This is a genomic window from Limosilactobacillus coleohominis (assembly GCF_016901675.1).
In the GTDB taxonomy this organism is placed as follows: domain Bacteria; phylum Bacillota; class Bacilli; order Lactobacillales; family Lactobacillaceae; genus Limosilactobacillus; species Limosilactobacillus intestinavium.
Genome location: NZ_JACJKU010000031.1, coordinates 1 through 18,561 on the forward strand (window position 1 = coordinate 1; position 18,561 = coordinate 18,561).

The 18,561-nt window shown below is 40.4% G+C and carries 16 protein-coding genes, 1 riboswitch and 1 other annotated feature; of the genes, 4 read left to right on the forward strand and 12 right to left on the reverse strand.

The window, feature by feature from the left end; genetic code table 11:
- Window positions 1-168: 168 nt before the first annotated feature.
- On the reverse strand, window positions 169-2,589 hold the full coding sequence (gene leuS / locus H5975_RS04230) for a leucine--tRNA ligase (RefSeq protein ID WP_204785009.1): 2,421 nt from the start codon (window positions 2,587-2,589) through the stop codon (window positions 169-171).
- A 69-nt stretch (window positions 2,590-2,658) separates the two neighbouring features.
- Window positions 2,659-2,869, reverse strand: a binding site (T-box leader).
- Window positions 2,870-2,959: 90 nt separating this feature from the next.
- Between leuS and H5975_RS04235 the strand changes: the two genes are divergently transcribed.
- Complete coding sequence (locus H5975_RS04235) at window positions 2,960-3,577, forward strand: phosphatase PAP2 family protein (protein ID WP_204785010.1); 618 nt, start codon at window positions 2,960-2,962, stop codon at window positions 3,575-3,577.
- A gap of 42 nt (window positions 3,578-3,619) precedes the next feature.
- On the opposite strand, the gene metK is transcribed toward H5975_RS04235, so the two are convergent.
- The gene (gene metK, locus H5975_RS04240) at window positions 3,620-4,807 is read right to left on the reverse strand and encodes a methionine adenosyltransferase (RefSeq protein ID WP_204785011.1); all 1,188 of its coding nucleotides are present in this window, start codon (window positions 4,805-4,807) and stop codon (window positions 3,620-3,622) included.
- A riboswitch (SMK box riboswitch) is annotated at window positions 4,805-4,900 on the reverse strand. Its footprint overlaps the gene before it by 3 nt.
- Before the next feature lie 98 nt (window positions 4,901-4,998).
- On the opposite strand from metK, the gene H5975_RS04245 reads away from it, so the two are divergent.
- Window positions 4,999-5,724: a hypothetical protein gene (locus tag H5975_RS04245; protein WP_204785012.1), complete on the forward strand. Its 726-nt coding sequence runs from the start codon at window positions 4,999-5,001 to the stop codon at window positions 5,722-5,724.
- A gap of 32 nt (window positions 5,725-5,756) precedes the next feature.
- Here H5975_RS04245 and H5975_RS04250 read toward each other — a convergent pair whose 3' ends face one another.
- Together H5975_RS04250 and H5975_RS04255 are read right to left on the reverse strand one after the other, a co-directional pair.
- Window positions 5,757-6,293 (reverse strand): DNA-3-methyladenine glycosylase I, encoded by a 537-nt coding sequence (locus H5975_RS04250; protein ID WP_204785013.1) that lies wholly within the window; start codon window positions 6,291-6,293, stop codon window positions 5,757-5,759.
- Between the two features lie 50 nt (window positions 6,294-6,343).
- Entirely contained in the window at window positions 6,344-7,780 is a 1,437-nt protein-coding gene (locus H5975_RS04255; protein ID WP_204785014.1) for an MFS transporter, read from the reverse strand.
- A 116-nt stretch (window positions 7,781-7,896) separates the two neighbouring features.
- On the opposite strand from H5975_RS04255, the gene H5975_RS04260 reads away from it, so the two are divergent.
- The gene (locus H5975_RS04260; protein ID WP_204785015.1) at window positions 7,897-8,361 is read left to right on the forward strand and encodes a Fur family transcriptional regulator; all 465 of its coding nucleotides are present in this window, start codon (window positions 7,897-7,899) and stop codon (window positions 8,359-8,361) included.
- A gap of 4 nt (window positions 8,362-8,365) precedes the next feature.
- Window positions 8,366-8,536 (forward strand): hypothetical protein, encoded by a 171-nt coding sequence (locus tag H5975_RS04265; RefSeq protein ID WP_178659636.1) that lies wholly within the window; start codon window positions 8,366-8,368, stop codon window positions 8,534-8,536.
- 51 nt (window positions 8,537-8,587) lie between these two features.
- On the opposite strand, the gene H5975_RS04270 is transcribed toward H5975_RS04265, so the two are convergent.
- The 8 genes from H5975_RS04270 to nrdD form a co-directional block, all read right to left on the reverse strand.
- The gene (locus H5975_RS04270; protein WP_204785016.1) at window positions 8,588-9,013 is read right to left on the reverse strand and encodes an Hsp20/alpha crystallin family protein; all 426 of its coding nucleotides are present in this window, start codon (window positions 9,011-9,013) and stop codon (window positions 8,588-8,590) included.
- A 284-nt stretch (window positions 9,014-9,297) separates the two neighbouring features.
- Complete coding sequence (locus H5975_RS04275) at window positions 9,298-9,942, reverse strand: LysM peptidoglycan-binding domain-containing protein (protein WP_204785017.1); 645 nt, start codon at window positions 9,940-9,942, stop codon at window positions 9,298-9,300.
- Between the two features lie 494 nt (window positions 9,943-10,436).
- Entirely contained in the window at window positions 10,437-11,762 is a 1,326-nt protein-coding gene (locus tag H5975_RS04280) for a uracil-xanthine permease family protein (RefSeq protein WP_204785018.1), read from the reverse strand.
- Window positions 11,763-11,892: 130 nt separating this feature from the next.
- Window positions 11,893-13,314 carry a Fe-S cluster assembly protein SufB gene (sufB, locus tag H5975_RS04285; RefSeq protein WP_204785019.1) on the reverse strand — a complete coding sequence of 474 codons (1,422 nt, stop codon included), beginning with the start codon at window positions 13,312-13,314 and terminating at the stop codon, window positions 11,893-11,895.
- Window positions 13,314-14,465 (reverse strand): SufD family Fe-S cluster assembly protein, encoded by a 1,152-nt coding sequence (locus H5975_RS04290; protein WP_204785020.1) that lies wholly within the window; start codon window positions 14,463-14,465, stop codon window positions 13,314-13,316. The genes sufB and H5975_RS04290 overlap by 1 nt, the downstream gene beginning before the upstream one ends.
- Window positions 14,462-15,229 (reverse strand): Fe-S cluster assembly ATPase SufC, encoded by a 768-nt coding sequence (sufC, locus tag H5975_RS04295; RefSeq protein ID WP_204785021.1) that lies wholly within the window; start codon window positions 15,227-15,229, stop codon window positions 14,462-14,464. The genes H5975_RS04290 and sufC overlap by 4 nt, the downstream gene beginning before the upstream one ends.
- Window positions 15,230-15,243: 14 nt before the next feature.
- Window positions 15,244-15,831 (reverse strand): anaerobic ribonucleoside-triphosphate reductase activating protein, encoded by a 588-nt coding sequence (gene nrdG / locus H5975_RS04300; RefSeq protein ID WP_178659643.1) that lies wholly within the window; start codon window positions 15,829-15,831, stop codon window positions 15,244-15,246.
- Between the two features lie 14 nt (window positions 15,832-15,845).
- Window positions 15,846-18,083 (reverse strand): anaerobic ribonucleoside-triphosphate reductase, encoded by a 2,238-nt coding sequence (gene nrdD / locus H5975_RS04305; protein ID WP_204785022.1) that lies wholly within the window; start codon window positions 18,081-18,083, stop codon window positions 15,846-15,848.
- Between the last annotated feature and the right edge of the window lie 478 nt (window positions 18,084-18,561).

Genomic DNA, 18,561 nt, shown 5'->3' on the forward strand with positions numbered 1-18,561 from the left:
ACTTTAGTTTTGCCAGCTTCTTCGCTAATAACTGCCGGGTATGAAACAATATGATAATCCATAGCTTCCTCCATATTTGATTAACTAATTTCACAAACTTCATTTTAATACAAGAAAAGACACCCTGAAACTGAAAGTTTCAAAAAGGTGCCTTTTTAACTATTTTCACTATTTAGCAACGATATTAACGATCTTGTTTGGAACAACAATAACCTTCTTAATATCCTTACCATCAGTAAATTTCTTTACATTGTCGTCAGCCAGAGCTAATTTCTCTGCTTCATCACGATCAGTATCCTTGGCCATTTTAATTTTGGCACGGACTTTACCATTGACTTGGACGATCATTTCAACTTCGTCTTCAACAATCTTATTTGGATCATAGGTTGGCCATGGTTGGTAAGTAATCGTATCACTTTCATGGAATTGGCTCCACAATTCTTCAGCCATGTGAGGCATGATTGGAGAAATCATCTTAATAAAGCCTTCCATGTATTCAACCGGCAAATCGTCCACTTTGTAAGCTTCGTTAACGAAGACCATTAATTGAGAAATTGCAGTGTTGAAGTGCATCCGTTCATAATCTTCAGTAACCTTCTTAACGGTCTGGTTATAAATTTTATCAAGCTTACCGTCATTAATTGTGGAAATGCGGTCACGCAGATGATTATTATCATCCATCAGCAAACGCCATACCCGGTGAACCCACTTGTTGGCACCGTGTAATCCCTTTTCATCCCATGGAACTGATTCGGTTAATGGTCCCATGAACATTTCGTAAAGACGGAGGGTATCTGCCCCATATTGCGCCACAATGTCATCTGGATTAACAACATTCCCCTTTGACTTGGACATCTTTTCGTGGTTTTCACCTAAGATCATTCCTTGGTTAACCAGCTTCATAAATGGTTCAGGAGTTGGTACAACGCCCAAGTCGTACAAGAATTTGTGCCAGAACCGTGCATATAGCAGGTGAAGGACAGCGTGTTCAGCACCACCAACATACAAATCAACAGGAGACCAGTAGTCTAATGCTTCCTTAGAAGCTAATTCCTTATCATTGTGAGGATCGGTGTACCGTAACCAGTACCATGAAGAACCGGCCCATTGTGGCATGGTGTTAGTTTCTCGTAAACCATGACGACCATTTTTATCGTAAACATTTACCCAATCATCAATCTTAGCGAGTGGTGACTCACCAGTACCAGATGGTTCGATATTATCTGTGTCTGGCAGTTTCAGTGGTAATTCATCTTCTGGAACTAATGATGTCGTACCATCATCCCAGTGAATTACAGGAATTGGTTCACCCCAGTAACGTTGACGACTGAAGATCCAGTCACGAAGTTTGTAGTTAACCTTCTTATGGCCTGCCTTGTGATCTGTCAACCACTCTACCATCTTCTTCTTAGCTTCTTCATTGTTCAATCCATCCAAGAATGATGAGTTTACGTGTTTGCCATCTTCAGTGACAGCAGCCTTGTCCAGGTCGCCACCTTCAATTACACGTTTGATTGGTAAATCATATTTCTTGGCAAATTCATAATCACGGTCATCATGAGCAGGAACTGCCATGACTGCACCAGTACCATATGAAGCTAAAACATAATCAGAAATCCAAATCGGCACTTTTTCGCCATTCACAGGATTAATTGCGTAAGCCCCGGTAAATACCCCAGTTTTATCCTTATTAAGGTCTGTCCGTTCCAAATCAGAACGACGGGATGTTTCTTCTTGGTATTTCTTCACAGCAGCTTTTTGTTCTGGAGTGGTAATTTGATCTACTAAATCGTGTTCTGGAGCCAGCACAACGTAGGAAACACCAAACAAAGTATCACAACGGGTAGTGAATACCTCAATCTTCTTGTCATCGTGATCAGCAACATCAAAGAATACAGCGGCACCTTCGGACCGACCAATCCAGTTTCGTTGCATTTCCTTAACGCTTTCTGGCCAGTCAACTAAGTCTAAATCATCAATCAGACGATCTGCATAGGCCGTGATCCTTAAGACCCATTGTTTCATTGGCTTACGGTAAACAGGATAGCCACCCCGTTCGGTCTTACCATCTACGACCTCTTCGTTGGCAACAACAGTTCCACCCATGAAGTCAGGAGCCCAATTAACCATGATCTCATCTTCATAAGCAAGCCCCTTCTTGTAGAGTTGTTCAAAGATCCATTGGGTCCACTTGTAGTATTTAGGATCAGTCGTGTTAACTTCTCGGTCCCAGTCATACGAAAAACCGAGTGATTGAATCTGGTCACGGAAGTGGTCAATGTTTTGGTTAGTAAAGTTCTTTGGATTGTGGCCTGTTTTCAGTGCATATTGTTCTGCCGGCAAACCAAAGGCATCAAAGCCCATTGGGTGCAAGACATTGAATCCTTGCATCCGCTTCATCCGTGCCATCACATCAGTTGCTGTATATCCTTCTGGGTGGCCAACGTGGAGTCCTTGACCAGATGGATATGGGAACATATCCAAGGCATAATATTTCTTTTTATTTTCATCAATCGTTGATTTAAAGGTTTTGTGTTGTTTCCAATAACGTTGCCACTTTTTTTCAATGGCAGAATGATCGTATCCCATGTACTGTCGCTCCCTTTTGATTTTCTGTTTTCTAATCACAAAAAAATCCTGCAGACACTCTTAAAGCATCTACAGGACGAACTTTTCCGCGGTACCACCCGTATTTTACGTTAAAACGTAACTCTCTAGTTCCTTAACGCGGAAAACGTCGTTGCCTACTTTTGAAATTCAGCACCGAGCATTAATCAGGCCAGTTCGCAAATTACCCCTTCTGCATTCACACCAACCATGCAGTCTCTGAAAAGGTTTAATTCCTACTACTCCTGTTGCGATTAGATATTGTTTAGATGGTAGCAAATTTCATTTAATTTGGCAAGCACTTTAATGAAGAGTTTGTTAAAATATTGAATGTTAGAAAGTAGGGACATCTATGAAAAAAACGAAAATATTATTTGTCATCAGTCTACTGATTTTTGTGGTACTGTTCATCACCATAGCTATTAATAGCGCATTGCTTCAACCGACTGATGATGCTATCCGGGTACTCGTTAATGCACACCGTAGTACCGCTACCAACACCTTTTGGATGAACTTTACCCAAATTTTTAATTCCAAGGAAACCATTATGTGGATCGTTATTACAATTGTCCTTAGTTGGATTATGGCCACTCGGCCGTTTGTTGTACAGGTTACCATTACTTTATTGTCTGGAATTTTTCTCAATCATTTCTTTAAATCAATAATTAAGCGTCCACGACCATCAACAAATATTTTAATGCATTATAGCGGCTTTAGTTTCCCTAGTGGTCATTCTTGTGCTGCAGCATTAGTTCTGGGGTGCTTAATTCTGCTAACTTGGCACGTTAGTCAAAGAAAATGGCTAAACTACTTAATAACCATTTTCTTTGTATGTTTAGCAGTGATCGTGGGATTTTCGCGAGTCTACGTTGGTGCTCACTATCCGAGTGATGTTATAGGAGGGTTGTGTCTAGGTACCACTCTCGTAACGGGTTTTCAATTACTATTTTCAAAATATATCAATCATTAGAAAAGGTCGTGCTTGAAGCACGACCTTTTTAATAACTAATAATTAGCCCAAAATCTTCTTTAATTCGTCAACCTTGTCCAAGTGTTCCCAAGGAAGGTCCACATCAGTCCGACCAAAGTGACCATAAGCAGCGGTTTGCTTATAAATTGGTCGTTTCAAGTCAAGCATCTTAATAATTCCGGCAGGACGTAAGTCAAAGACCTTCCGTACCGCTGCAATTAATTCTTCTTCAGACTTAGTACCAGTTCCAAAAGTATCAATTGAGATTGAAACAGGCTTAGCAACCCCAATAGCGTAGGCAACTTGGATTTCAGCCTTCTTTGCGTAACCAGCTGCTACTAAGTTTTTAGCAATGTAGCGGGCAGCATATGAAGCCGAACGGTCAACCTTGGTTGCATCCTTACCAGAGAAAGCCCCACCACCATGGTGAGCGGCCCCACCATAAGTGTCAACGATAATCTTCCGTCCGGTTAATCCAGCATCCCCTTGTGGTCCACCGATAACAAAACGTCCAGTAGGATTAATAAAGTACTTTGTGTCGTCATCTAGCAAGTCAGCAGGAATTACCGCTTTAATAACTTGTTCTTTAACATCTTTGCGAATTTGTTCCAATGATACGTCTGGATCGTGTTGAGTACTTAAAACAACAGTGTCAACCCGCATTGGTTTGTTATTTTCATCATATTCAACAGTGACTTCCGCTTTGGCGTCTGGACGTAAGTATTTAATTGCGCCTTCCTTACGAAGCTTAGCAATCCGTTGCATCAACTTGTGACTAAGCATCAATGTTAATGGCATGTATTCTGGTGTTTCATCCGTAGCATAACCAAACATTAAACCTTGGTCCCCAGCACCAATTTGGTCCAGCGGATCTCCTTCACCTTCACGAGTTTCCAAGGAGTCATCAACCCCTTGAGCAATGTCTGGTGACTGTTCATCAATCGCAGTAATCACTGCACAGTTATCAGCATCAAAGCCGTATTGACCATCCGTGTAGCCAATTTCTTTGATGGTTTGACGAACAACTTTTTGAATATTAACGTATGCTGAAGTTGAAACTTCACCGAATACTAATACTAACCCGGTCGTTACAGAAGTTTCAACCGCCGCTCTAGCGTCTGGGTCTTGTTCGAGTAATGCGTCTAAAATCGCATCGCTAATTTGGTCAGCGATTTTGTCTGGATGTCCTTCTGATACAGATTCAGAAGTAAATAAATGGCGTTCTCCCATTGTATTAATTCCCCCATAATTAAACTAAAAGTGTTTTGCGGTTACAAGGCAGCGAAGACAATTGTCTCCTCCCATCGGGAATTTGCTTCATAACGAGAACCATCTTAGCATATTTTATCCTCCGCATTCAATCAAAAGTCAAAAACTCTGTTATACTAATGAATATAATTATCTTAAAGAGGGACATTGTCATGGGAAAATTAATTAAGCAACAATTTATGGAGATGAACTGGAAAGACTTGTTACCTACTACGTTCATCTTATTAATTACGTGGTCATATGCACCATTTTCCTATGCTGTGGGTGTTCAAGGCTCGCATTTCAACACCCATATGGGGATGTTATTTCTATATGTGATCTGCATTGGTCTCGTTGTTCCCATGTTGATGTATCACCATTTTGGATCGACATTGTCTACAATTCCTTTAATTGCAAGTGGTATCGTTGCCATCATTGGTTTTAGCAAGACCCCTTTGTTGTTAGCTTTACTGCTCTTATTGCCGATCTTTTTGTTAGTCATTCAAATGCCCTCAATGGACTTTCAAAATTCGTTAGGCTTGATCACCTTTGGAATCCTGCTGATGTTTACCGTTTCGGTGGCCTGTGCCTATGTTAGTCTCCACTTTATTTCATGGGAGATCATCTCATTTCTTTTACCAGTGATGGCCAGCACCTGGTTTTATATGGCACCATTCTTTCTTGATAATGTTAGTCAGTACAAGTTTAAAGTAACCATTTTCGCTGTGATTCTATTAATTTTCACTTTAAGTCGCCCGCTACGAGACTCAATTTACATGGCAATTGCAATTATTGTGGCAACTTGGTTTGTTATGGTTGCTAAAGATGATGAAAAACCATCATTAATTCTATATTGCCTTACGCAAATGGTAATTATTACTTTAATTTACTGGTCATAAAAAGATCCCGGACAAAATTGTCCAGGATCTTTTTACTTAACACGACCATTTACAATTCCCACCGCACATAATAATGAGAAAATTGTTGTTGGACCGGTAAACTTAAATCCGGCCTTTTTCATCTGGTGAGAAATTGTAGTTGATAAAGGCGTTTTAGCAGGTAGAACTGTATCCTGCTGAGCATTTAATTCAATTGGTTGTCCGTCCACAAACGACCATAAAAAGTGATCCAGCGTCTTTCCCATTGCATGATATTTCTGAAGCACTCGTGCATTATTTATCGTTGCTTCGATTTTGCGCCGATTACGAATAATCGCTGCATTCTGCATCAACTGTTCAATTTTCTGATCATCAAATGATGCAATCTGTTGGATATCAAAGTTGGCAAAAGCTTCATCAAATGCAGCGCGCTTGCGCCAAATGGTGGCCCAACTTAGTCCCGCTTGAAACATTTCTAGTGTTAACATCCGAAACAGCTCACGTTCATCATGAACTGGGAATCCCCAGTAATGGTCATAATATTCACGCATTAATTGATCGTGCGTCCAGTTAGGATATTGTTGTGACATTCTAACTCACGTCCTTTTAATTAAAGTCTTCACTATATTATAGACGTTAATTAATCCTGAGCTTGTTTTTTAGTATCCCGCAAAAGCAATGCTAATACCAAACCAATTATTTCAATCACAATCATCGTCATAAATACCAAATGATAACCGTGTAATGAAGCTGCTAAGTGGTTGACACCCTTACTTAGTTGATGGGTTGTGGCAGTAGTTAAAATCATAGTAGCCATTGCCACACCAGCTGAGCCAAGAATTTGACGAATCGTGGTAATTACAGCAGTACCATGAGAAACCAAGTCATTCGGTAATGAATTTGCTCCTAAGGTGACCGCTGGCATCATGACAAACGCATTTCCACCTTCGATGATCATCGCACAAAGGATCATCCCTAGTAAATTTTGAACATCCGCCATCGCTAACGTTAGGAACCAGCCGGCAACAATCATTAACATCCCAATAATCATCGTTGGCTTAAACCCAATCATATCTGCTAGCTTGCCAGTAAACGGATTTAAAATACTTAAGAACACGGCACCAGGAACCAATGACATTCCGGATACAAATGGGCTAACGTGGAGTACGCCTTGGTAGTAAAGTGGAAAAATAATCGTAACGACGATTAAGGCAACATAGGAAATCCCCGTTAGTAAAATTGCGAGGTCATAGTTGAAGGTTTTCATCACCCTTAATTCAAGCAATGGAGTGGTGAGTTTCAACTGACGTACACAGAATAGGATCACTGCTAATAGACTAATTACTAACAGTGCTCCGTCAATCGTCCAGTTGGCCTGCTTTTTACCAATCTGGTTGATCACATACATGATCCCAATCAAACCGATTGATAAGAAAACGGAAAGCCAGTCTAAAGAAGTTTCATGACGAGCCATGACATTACGAAATAAACCGAACCATGCCATCAAGAATACAGCGGTAATGATGATCATAAATAGAATAAAGAGGCTCTTCCAATTGAAAAATTTTAATACAATTCCGGAAATAATTGGGCCACAGGCTAATGCAGAACCCATTACCAATCCTGCAATTCCCATTGTCGTACCACGTTCATCCTTCGGCGTAATTTCCAGCAAAACTGTTTGATACGATGGAAACAGTACCCCAACGGCGAATGCTTCCATGACCCGGCCAATCATCATGAACCAGAAGCCATTGGTTCCCCAAGAAGCTGGAGTAAATACGATCATTAATGAACCAATATCAAATAGTGCCAGAGCACCCATGAACATCTGACGGAAGCTTAAATTATTAAGCATCCAGGGGCTGATTGGCATGCTGACACACATTACCAACATAAATCCGGTAGTCAACCATTGAACCGTATCTGCAGAAATCCCAAAGTCATGCATTAAAGTTGGGTATGCAGTCGATAACGATGATTGACTAATTGACATCGTAAACGTTCCTAATAATAAGGTAAAAATAAACCAAAAACGGTTATATGAACGACCATTTTGGTCAACACTTTCTTGCATTCTGATCTCTCCCTGTTTAGAATGATTATTAACAACATTTTATATTATAAGTACCCAAAAGTAATTTGTAAATGGTATACTATTTGTAAGTAAAAATTTAAGACAGGAGTGATAATATGGCTGAAGCTGAATTTGATCGTGCCGTTGCCCGCTTAAAGGAACACCAGGTTCGTTTAACCCCCCAACGCAAAACAATTCTAAATTATTTAATCACTCACCACACCCATCCAACAGTGGAAATGATCCTCGCAGATTTGCAAAAGCACGATGACAGTATCAGTATGGCCACCGTTTATAATACCGTGAAGTTGTTAGTAAACTATCACCTTGTTATCGAACTGGAAATTGGTGATGGTTCAACCCACTACGATTATTTTGGCCATCCACATTACCACGTTATCTGTGATAACTGTGGTAAAATTACTGATGTGATGGATGAACGCTTTGCGGACATTGCCAAAGAATTAGCACGGGTTACTAAAGACAACACTAATTACTTGGTTACACGGAGCGATGTTGACGTTCATGGAATTTGTCCAGAGTGTCAAGTGAAATTAGGATTAACCAACAATAGGAGTTAAGTAAATGATTAGTAATGAACAACGTGCACACGATATTGCAATTGCACTATTATCAAAAAAGAATTTTAACAGCCCAGTTGATGCTTACCACGAGTACATCAATGTTTTACTGCCAGTATTAAAAGAAATCGATAAAGACTTCCCAGATGGCATTGCTGAACATCCTGGTAAATAGCCATAAGAAAAGAGCCACGTTACAACGTGGCTCTTTTCTTATTCATTCAAACTATTCAATATCAATGTGGGTACCGTTTTGGTTTTCAACCGTCAGCTTTGGCAATTCAAGTGCTAAAACACCATCATTGTACTTTGCACTAACCTTAGCAAGGTCAACATCAGGGAGCCGGTATGAACGACTCATTTGACCATAACGACGTTCACTTTGAACAATATCGCCATTCTTATTAGTGTGATCATCAAAGGTATCACGATGACCACTTACGGTTAAAATACCATCAGCATAGTTAACATGAATATCCTTCTTATCAAATCCTGGCATGTCAATCTTTACATGGTATCCATTATTATCTTCGGCAATGTCACTCTTCATGTAGTCAGTACTCTGAGTTGGGAAGAAACCATCATCAAAGAAGTTCCGCATGTTCATTAAGTTGTCAAATAAACTATCACGACGTTGTAATTCATTAGCCATAATAAAACTTCCTTTCATCAGTTCATTTTGAGGTTTAATCCTTTATCCCTTTTGCACTTTCTATATTACCCCATTCATTTTGAAATACAATCCTTTTTTAGCACTCGACTCCTTAGAGTGCTAATTATTTTGACTAACGTTGACTAATATTGATATAACAGCATTTTACGTGGGTTGGTTTTAAAAATAATTTTTACTATTTTGTATTTATATGATTATTATTTCATATTTACATCAAAAAAAGCAGGGATTAAAATCCCCGCTATTAGTTGACTATTTAAATTTTAGTACCAACCATGTGATTGCCAGAATTGTTGAGCGGCAGTCCATGAACCGTAACGGCTAGCAACATAGTTGTCAGCTACACGTTCTTGGTTAGCAGCAGAATAATCACCATTTAAGTATGATGCAGACAATTGGTACTTACCAATGTATTGACCGTTCCGGGCACCGTAGTTACCACCAGATTCGCGGCCGGCAATCCATGCCTTAGCTGCAGCATCGTTACCACTAACACTGGAGCTGTAGTTAGCACTAGCGTTGTTAGTAGTAGTTGCAGCAGTGTTGTTACTTTGGGTGTTTTGAGCAGCTTGAGTATTTTGTGAAGCTGTTGATGTAGTAGTGTTGTTTGCTGATGGTAATGTAGCTGCTTGTTGAGCAGTTGCAGTTGTAACCTCACCATCATCCTTGATTAATAGCTTTTGACCAACGTAGATCAAGTTCTTGTTGGCAATGTTGTTGTTGCTTGCTAAAGTGTCAACAAAAGTTAAGTCGTGTCCTAACTTGTAGGAAATGCCAGAAAGCGTGTCTCCGGATTGAACAGTGTAAACTGAATCAGCGTTGGCAGTAGTAGCAGTAGCAACAGTACCTAATGCAAGAGCACCGGTAATAGCAGTAGCAACTTTAATAGCTTTCTTATTGAACTTCATATAAATTAAAACATCCTTTTCTTTTTTAAATCTTATAGTGACAAATCAATAACTTATCAACGGTTTATATAATACAAGGCGGTAGTTACGACGCAATTACTACAAATTTTCAAAATACGCGAGTTTTGTAAAATTATGTAATAATTCAGCCCAATAGAGTCACTGTTTTGATTGAAAAATGGTCTGAGAGACTGTCAAATCAGCATTCTCAGATATTTCACAAGTTTCCGGTAAAAGTCAGCTTGATTTGTAATAAATAATCTAAAAAAATTCAGAATTTTTCTGATTTTTTTGTTTTAATTTCTCAAAACCACCCAATTTACCCCTTTTGTTAACAAGCTTGTAACAATGTAACCATTCTGCGATCCAAATCAAAGCCTATCTAGAAACAAAATAATCCCCCAACATCCGTGTAGAATGTTGGAGGATTAACTATTCATATTATATTTGGAAAGTGTCACGACTATGTAGAACGAATAATGAGGTGATAGTGACTAACTTCGTCGTGGCATCAATAAGTTTAAGATAATCGCAGTTAGTGCTGCCACTGCAATTGGAGATCCTAAAAGGTATTGAACCATTTGAGGAGCAGCTTTAGTAATGTGAGCAGGTAGCAAAATAATTGCTAACGTCAACACAATTGGCAACCCAATAATGTATAGGTCGGCATCGGAGGTCTTAATTCCCCGAATAACATTCAAACCGTTTAACATAATTGTCACGGTAATCAGTGCAAACACACCACCGATAACAGGGTCAGGAATGGCAGTTAAGAATGCTGACAATTTTGAGAAAAAGCCCAGCAAAATAAACCAACCACCAGCAGCAACGAATACTTTCCGGGATGCAACACCGGTAATGGAAACAACACCAGCGTTAGTAGAATAACCGGTAACCGGAGTTGTCCCGCAAAGGCCGGCAAATAGACAACTTAAACCTTCACCAACAATTCCGCGATTCCATTGCTTGTTAGTAATTTTGTGATTTGTTACTGCCCCCATTGCAAACCATGTCCCAGTGGTTTCTGTTGTAATGATGGCGTACAGAATCAAGAAGGTCAGAATAGAAGTCCAGTTAAAGCTGATCCCCCAGTGGAAAATAGTCCGTTGTGGCAAGCTAAACCATGGGGCCGCCGCTACAGATTGCCAGTCAAAGCGTCCCATTGAGGCACTCATCAATGTTCCACACAATAAAGCAATTACGATTGAACCTGTACGGAAAATCTTTTGAACCCGTGGGAAACGAATACTAATACCAACACAAATCAGCATGGCTAACGCTGTGACACTTGCAAGTTCGATATTTTGGTAAACATTCCCCTTGGCTTCAAAAATGTTACTATTCAAAGCACTTGGAATTAGAGACAACCCTACACAAGTAATGATCGTCCCACCGACAACATCTGGAACCAACCGGTTAATAATCTTTTGGAAGACACCACTTAGTCCTAGTAAAACGAGCACGATGGCCCCAACAACAAGGGAACCAATTAACGTAGCCATTCCGTTACCCTTTAAACCACCACTTGCTAAGACAATCCCGGCAGCTGCTGATAATGGAACAAAGGATGGTCCCTGTGACATTGGCATCTTCATGAATAATGAAGTCTGTAGAATCGTACCAACACCAGCTGCTAAAAATGTAGATTGAAGAAGCCCAGAAGTATCTGCGGCACCCATTGCTAACATCCCAGCTAAGATAATCGGCGGTACGTAGACATCCATTGCCATGACGTGTTGTAGTCCCAATAATGTCGCTTCACCAGTTGGAATCGGATCTTCTGGTCCGATTACTAGGTTGCGTTGAACTTTTTCATCCATAAATAACTTTCTCTCCTTTGCGTTTTACAAACAGGAGTTTATCACGAACTGGTTTTGTTGTAAATTGTCTATTGTTCGGAAAACGCCCGAATCTCAGATGAGACCGGGCGTTATTTTTTTGATTTTTTTATTAACCGACGGAACCTTCCATTTGAAAGTCTATTAAGCGATTCAGCTCAACTGCATATTCCATCGGTAGTTGTTTGGTAAATGGTTCAATGAAGCCCATCACAATCATTTTAGTTGCTGCTTCTTCAGAAAGCCCCCGACTCATTAAATAGTAGAGTTCTTCTTCAGAAACCTTTGAAACCTTCGCTTCATGTTCCATTGCCACATCACCAACGGCAACTTTGTTTAAAGGAATCGTATCACTGGAAGAGTCATCGTCCATGATGATAGTGTCACATTCAACGTGAGAACTGGACCCATGAGCGTTTTCGTCCATCTTAACTTCTCCACGATAGTCACATACCCCACCAGCGCGACACAGTGATTTTGAAATGATCGTGGAACTAGTATCAGGTGCTTGGTGAATCATTCGCGCCCCAGTATCTTGATCGACGACCTTACCATTTGCAAAAGCAATTGATAACATCGTTCCTTTGGCACCCCGTCCTCGGAGGTAGACACTTGGATACTTCATCGTTACCTTAGAACCCAGGTTTCCGTCGACCCATTCCATAACGGCATTTTCATCCGCTACTGCCCGTTTGGTTTCTAGTGAATAAACGTTCGGGGACCAGTTTTGAATGGTCGTGTACCGACAAAACCCGCGTGGTTTTACAAATACTTCTACGACCGCCGCATGTAAGCTATCTTCAGAGTATACCGGCGCGGTACATCCTTCAACATAATTAACGCTGGCATCTTCGTCAACCACGATTAGGGTTCGTTCAAATTGACCAGTATTTTCAGCATTAATTCGGAAGAAACTCTGGAGTGGTTCATCAGCATGAACCCCTTTTGGAACATAGATAAACGTCCCACCAGACCATACCGCAGTGTTTAAAGCTGCAAAAATGTTATCGTCCGGGTGAACTAATGTGGCAAAATACTTTTTAACAATTTCAGGATATTTCTGGACTGCTGTATCAGTATCCATAAAGATAATTCCATGTCGCGAAAGATCACGTTTGAGGTTAGCGTACACAACCTCGGATTCATACTGAGCAGTTGCGCCTGCTAAATATTGACGTTCTGCCTCTGGGACCCCCATTTTTTCAAAAGTCGTCTTCATTTCTTCTGGTACGTCCGCCCATGAGCGAGCAACGTGGTCAGTTGGTCGCTGGAAGTACCTAAGTTGGGACAAGTCTAGCTTTGACAAATCTGGACCAAAGTCTGGTAATTTCATTTTAAGGTACTGGTGATAAGCATTTAATCGAATATCTAACATCCACTGCGGTTCGTTCTTACGACGAGATATTTCACGGACAGTATCTTCAGTCAGACCGATTCCAGTTGAAAAAATGGGTTGCACATCGTCATGAAAGCCATATTCATAGTGTTCCTGAGAAAACTTCTGAATCGCTTTTTTATCTTCTTCTTGACTCATTACTGAACCCCCAATCTTTCTAATAATTCATTAATTGTCCGCTCACGTAGGTGTTGATCAGGGAACTTCTCAATGACTGGTAGCAAGAAACCCTTTGTTAATAAGATTTCCGCTTCCATTAATGTTAGTCCGCGAGATTGTAAATAATAAAGCTGATCAGGATTAACTTGCCCGATGCTGGCAGCATGGCCAGCATTAACATCATTATCTTCAATCAATAGAACAGGATCAGCCTCGCCATGACTTTCAGCAGTCAACGTTAAGAGCCGACTTTCTTGGTTAGAAGCAGATTGATGTGCCCCTTGATAAATTTTACCTACCGCATGGAAATTTAATACTGCTTGATCCTTAACTACCCCATTTTGCAAAATTTCACCATCAGTATGAAGACCATGGTTATCAATTCGGGTATTAATTTCTTGCAGTTGATCATGAGTGGCAATCCCGACCATCTTAAAGTTAGCATTACTGCCATCACCATCGAGGTTGCTATGAAAATCGCCTACCAAATGATGACGATCGAACAATGCAACATACATGTTTAAAAGACTGTCACCTGCTTGATAAGCTCGTACGCTTTCCCAGTTGTGGTCAGCAATAAAAGTATTTGATTGATAATAATCAACCTTAGCACTGTCCCCAAGTAGGAGTTCAGTTCCAACGTAACTAGGTTGATCGTTTTGGGCATGAACCTGTTCAACAATTGTAACCTGGGCATTAGCACCAACAATCACTAAATTGTGATAGTTGCATTCCGTTCCAGAATAAGCTAACTCAATCGGCTGTTTAACCACTGCACCATCAGGAACGTAAATAAAGCGTCCGCCGTTTAATAATGCTAAGTGTAAAGCATTAATTTGGTTTGCTTGCCAATCAATGGCTTTCTCCATGAGATTTTCTTGCAATAGCTCCGGATATTGTTCTGCAGCGATAAAAATGGGCAAGTCCACGTACCCTGCTGGGCTAGTGGTAACTTGCTCATTAGTTTTCGTTAAATTTGGCCGCTTTTGCCAACAATCTACCATTGGTTCTTGCCAATGATCGATCGGCAGATCTGTAGATCGTAAAGTTGCTAACTGGCGTTTTTGCTGCAACCATGCTGGTTGATGTTGACTAGCAACTTGAACTTGTTCTAGTAATTCTTGATTCATTCGTGAACGCCATCCTTACGTAACTGTTCAAACTTTGCGTAGCCACCCTCTTCAAGTTCATCTGCTAACTCAGGGCCGCCGCTTTGAACAACCCGACCATCAACCATGACAAGAACACGATCTGGTTTAACATACTCCAGTAACCGTTCATAGTGGGTAATCAAAAGTGCACTAAATTGTGGAGTCCGCATATGGTTAATGCCATTTGCCACAATCCGGAGTGCATCAATGTCTAATCCAGAATCAATTTCATCTAAGATTGCCAGCTTAGGTTTAAGCATCATCATTTGTAACACTTCATTCCGTTTCTTTTCCCCACCAGAAAAGCCAACGTTCAAGTAACGATCCGTGATATCATCTGGCATTTGCAAAAGCTCTTTAGCTTCGTTCAATTCTTGTAGAAACTGCATAACGGGCACTGGTTTCCCATCTGGTTGGGTAGCGTTCATTGCTTGCCGAATAAAGTCAACGTTTTTGACTCCCGGAATTTCGGCTGGATATTGCATTCCTAAAAACATGCCCATTCTAGCACGCTCAGTTACAGACTTATTCAGAACATCTTCACCATCAAAAGTTACTGAACCAGCTGTCACTTCATAAGCGGGATAGCCCATAATGGTGGAAACTAATGTTGATTTACCGTTCCCGTTAGGACCCATGATGGCGTGTACTTCACCCGTAGGTACAGTAAGATCCACACCCTTGAGAATTTCTTCGCCGCTTTCTTTAACCTTTGCATGCAAATTCTTTACTACTAATGTCATTCTTTTCACCTTTATTAATGTACTAATTTGTCCCAGATGACGACTTTATTAGCCTTTAATGATTTTGGCACATCAATAATTCGTTGGTTCGAACTACCGCGGAATTGTAAAGTTAAGTCCTTTTTATCTTCTAAAAATCGACCGTCGACCAAAATATCAATCATGCTCAACATTTCTAATTTATCATAGGACTCTTTTTGTAATTCTTCCCAAGTATAGCCGGACCAAGACCAAATGTCTTTCGTATGGCCATATTCCTTCCGCAATCGTTTCATCACTTTCAGGCAGACTTGGGTGTTTAAGAAGGGCTCTCCGCCCAATAGGGTTAGTCCTTGTACATAATCATGGCCTAAGTCTTCCATAATTTGGTCTTCTAATTCTTGGGTATATGGTTGTCCATAATGGAAATTTTGTGCAGCCTTGTTATAACAACCAGGGCAATTAAACAAGCAACCACTGACATAAATACTACAACGCACCCCTTCACCATCCACAAAGTTGAATGGTTTATAATCGGCGACATATTGTAGTGAGTGGTCAGCCGCTAGCCATTCTTTAGGCTTCGGGTTTTTAGGCATGCGATGTTGGTGTCTTTCACTCATCGATAGAGCCTCCCTTAAATTTGGTCACCATTAAAGTTAACACGGTGTTCCTTAGTATCCATTTGACGTTGTGTTTCAAACTGGGCTGCTGATTTAATCATCTTAGGATCCATGTGCTTAACCCGGTGAATAATTTCTTCGTGACGTCCATGAACCATTGGACGTTGTTGAGGGTTACCTAAGTAACCACAGGTCCGCTTAACAACATCACAAGTTGCAGGATCATGGTTCCCACATTGCGGGCACTTAAAGCCCCGTGCGGTAGCTTCAAATTCACCTTTAAAGCCACATTTGAAGCATTGGTCAATTGAAGTATTAGTTCCTAAATAACCGACATGATCATATGCCCAGTCCCAAACTGCTTCGAGGGCTTTTGGATTTTGCCGTAAGTTTGGATATTCACAGTAGTGGATAAATCCACCGGCAGCATAGTATGGGAAGTCTTCCTCAAATTCCAGCTTTTCAAATGGAGTTGGGTGCTTACGTACATCATAGTGGAAACTATTGGTGTAGTATTCCTTATCTGTCACGTCCTCAATGCGGCCAAACTTCTTAATATCGTCTTGGCAGAATGTGTCAGTTAATGATTCCGCTGGAGTGGAGTACAAACTGAAGTGGTAGCCTTCTTCATCTTCCCACTTAGCACAAAGGTCATGCATTGCCTTAACAATGGATACGGCAAAGTCATGAGCTTCCTTGTTGTGTTCCCACTTTGGTCCATAGAAAGTAGTACATACTTCATAAAGGCCAATGTAACCTAATGAAACAGTGGCACGACTGTTCTTAAATACTTCGTCAACACTATCCGTCTTCTTTAAACGCTTACCGAAGGCACCATACATGTATAATAGTGGCGCATTTTCAGGCTTAGCCTGCTTGGTACGCTTAATTCGGTAATCCAAGGCAATCTTACAGATCCGCATCTTTTCTTGGAAAATTTGCCAAAAGAGTTGTTTATCACCATGTGCTTCCAAAGCAATCCGTGGCAAGTTAACAGTAACAACTCCCAGGTTCATTCGACCAGAATTGACTTCTTTGCCAGTTTCAGGGTCCTTCCAACCTTGTAAGAATGATCGACAACCCATTGGTGTCTTAAATGAACCCGTAATGTCCTTAATCTTGTCATACATTAAAAGGTCTGGGTACATCCGCTTAGTGGAACATTCCAAAGCTAGTTGCTTAATGTCGTAGTTAGGGTCTGATGGGTTCAGGTTTAATCCACGCTTTAAAGTAAAAATCAACTTTGGGAAAATGGCTGTACGGTGTTCTTTACCGAGCCCCTTAATCCGAATCTTCAAAATAGACTTTTGAATTTCACGAGCAATCCAGGAAGTTCCTAAACCAAAATTAATGGTAGTAAATGGAGTTTGCCCTTGTGAGGAATACAAAGTATTGATTTCATATTCCAAAGCTTGCATAGCGTCATAAATGTCTTTCTTGGTCTTAGCCTTTGCATATGCTTCACGCTTATCAGGAGCAATCCATTCTTCAGCATCTTTCATGTGCTTTTCATAATTGATCTTAGCGTATGGTTCCAACAATTGGTCAATCCGATTAGCAGAACAACCACCATACTGTAATGATGCCACATTAGCAATGATTTGTGACATTTGAGCAGTTGCCGTTTGGATAGACCGTGGAGATGAAACCCAGGCATTACCAATCTTAAAGCCGTTTTTAAACATTTCATCAAAGTCGATCAAACAACAGTTAGTTTCTGGAGTAACTGGAGAATAATCAAGGTCATGCCAGTGAATATCACCACGCAAGTGCGCCTTGGCAACAATTCGCGGTAACATCCGCAGACCTAGGGCACGGCTGACCATTCCGGCCTCAAGATCCCGTTGGGTGTTAAACACCCGTGAATCCTTATTAGCATTTTCATGTACTACTCGTGAGTTTCGGTCAGATAATTGATCCAGCTTGTACATTGGATTAGTGGCTTCAGCAAATGCCTGATCATCCTTTTTGCGGTAGTTAATGAAAGCCATGGCGTATTCGTTATGACCAGCAGCACGAAAGCCATCAATCATTGCTTGTGCAATTTCTACGGTAGTAATTCGTTTCTTACCAGCAAGTGCTGATACTAATTGATCATAAATTTGAGCTTGTGTTGCCCAATCAATGTTCAAGCTCTTCATAATCAGTCCTAGTTTGTAGGCATAAAATGGCGTAATGGTACCGTCGCGTTTGACTACTTCAACATCTTGAAGAGTAGCGAGTTTTTGCTTAGTTGATGTATCGATTCTCATGATTAATATCCCCTTTTTCGTAACAGTATCTATATTAGCCTAAACACAATATCTTGAAAGTATTGACATTTTAAACACAATATGTAGTATGAACGATGAATTTGAATTCAGCATCCTCTTTTTTTCAAAAGCAATAATCGTTCGTTAGTAGCGATTAACCCTAATCACTATCCAATTACGCAACCATTAAAACTATTAAAAAAATGGCTTTCGACTATCAATTTTCAGTTCCTAATTAATCAATTGATATATTAGTTATTAATTTAAAAATCTTTTGTTGCATGATGATTGCATCATATTAAAAATATTATCATAACTACAAAACCGCGCCATTACAATAATGGCGCGGTTTTTGAGTAAGGGATGAGCGACTAGTTAGTTACTTACAGTGTACTTTTTACTCATCCGTTTTTCTAACCAGTTCAATAGTAAAGCAAGTGCTTGAGTGATAACAAAGTAAATCACAGCTGCAATAATC

Coding starts and splice junctions, on each gene's coding strand:
- H5975_RS04255 (WP_204785014.1), bottom strand. CDS start 7,780: ATGCAAGAAAGTGTTGACCAAAATGGTCGTTCATATAACCGTTTTTGG.
- H5975_RS04260 (WP_204785015.1), top strand. CDS start 7,897: ATGGCTGAAGCTGAATTTGATCGTGCCGTTGCCCGCTTAAAGGAACAC.
- H5975_RS04275 (WP_204785017.1), bottom strand. CDS start 9,942: ATGAAGTTCAATAAGAAAGCTATTAAAGTTGCTACTGCTATTACCGGT.
- nrdG (WP_178659643.1), bottom strand. CDS start 15,831: ATGAGTGAAAGACACCAACATCGCATGCCTAAAAACCCGAAGCCTAAA.
- H5975_RS04270 (WP_204785016.1), bottom strand. CDS start 9,013: ATGGCTAATGAATTACAACGTCGTGATAGTTTATTTGACAACTTAATG.
- H5975_RS04280 (WP_204785018.1), bottom strand. CDS start 11,762: ATGGATGAAAAAGTTCAACGCAACCTAGTAATCGGACCAGAAGATCCG.
- H5975_RS04265 (WP_178659636.1), top strand. CDS start 8,366: ATGATTAGTAATGAACAACGTGCACACGATATTGCAATTGCACTATTA.
- H5975_RS04290 (WP_204785020.1), bottom strand. CDS start 14,465: ATGAATCAAGAATTACTAGAACAAGTTCAAGTTGCTAGTCAACATCAA.
- sufC (WP_204785021.1), bottom strand. CDS start 15,229: ATGACATTAGTAGTAAAGAATTTGCATGCAAAGGTTAAAGAAAGCGGC.
- H5975_RS04235 (WP_204785010.1), top strand. CDS start 2,960: ATGAAAAAAACGAAAATATTATTTGTCATCAGTCTACTGATTTTTGTG.
- nrdD (WP_204785022.1), bottom strand. CDS start 18,083: ATGAGAATCGATACATCAACTAAGCAAAAACTCGCTACTCTTCAAGAT.
- H5975_RS04245 (WP_204785012.1), top strand. CDS start 4,999: ATGGGAAAATTAATTAAGCAACAATTTATGGAGATGAACTGGAAAGAC.
- H5975_RS04250 (WP_204785013.1), bottom strand. CDS start 6,293: ATGTCACAACAATATCCTAACTGGACGCACGATCAATTAATGCGTGAA.
- metK (WP_204785011.1), bottom strand. CDS start 4,807: ATGGGAGAACGCCATTTATTTACTTCTGAATCTGTATCAGAAGGACAT.
- leuS (WP_204785009.1), bottom strand. CDS start 2,589: ATGGGATACGATCATTCTGCCATTGAAAAAAAGTGGCAACGTTATTGG.
- sufB (WP_204785019.1), bottom strand. CDS start 13,314: ATGAGTCAAGAAGAAGATAAAAAAGCGATTCAGAAGTTTTCTCAGGAA.